1 protein-coding gene is annotated in these 506 nt (G+C 66.8%); it reads left to right on the top strand.

Features of this window, described 5'->3' with window-relative positions; translation table 11 throughout:
* The coding region (locus SZN_RS37340; RefSeq protein WP_007506643.1) for an immunity 49 family protein at positions 1-506 on the top strand (506 nt) is incomplete at both ends.

The following is a 506-nucleotide window of genomic DNA, read 5'->3' as shown; positions in this document are numbered from 1 at the left end:
CCCGTCATCGACAGCACCAAGGAAGTGCTCGACGAGATCGAGACGTCGGCGGACTACCGCTACGACGCTCAGATGCTCACGCTGGCTGTCGCGAAGTGGCGTTGCCTGACGGACCCCGTGGCGGGGGAGTTCCCCACATGGGAGGCGTGGGTCACAGCCATGCAGGTGGGCTCCGCGCTGTTCACGGCCGGCACGGCGGTGGAAGGATCCGTTCCCTGCCGTATCGGGAGCATGGGTGAGGTGAAGCACCTTCCCGCGACCGGACCTCAGGACTACCTGCACGCGGGAAACTGGCTCACCGCCTTCTACCTGGCGGCCATCTGCCGTGAGAACGATCGGGCCGACCAGCTGGCTCACGTGCCCGTCCCGTTTCTCCGCGCGTCCGGCGCGGAGTTCGACGAGTACATCTACGCCTGGGTGGAGACCCTGCAGAACGCCTGGTTCGGCCGACGGGAGACGTGGGACACCCTGGTCACCGCCGTCGACGGAACCGACCCTGAGATCAC

Origin of the sequence: Streptomyces zinciresistens K42, from assembly GCF_000225525.1 — a bacterium.
Classification (GTDB): domain Bacteria; phylum Actinomycetota; class Actinomycetes; order Streptomycetales; family Streptomycetaceae; genus Streptomyces; species Streptomyces zinciresistens.
The sequence above is the reverse complement of the archived record's forward strand: the minus strand, read 5'-3'. Positions and strand labels throughout refer to the sequence as shown.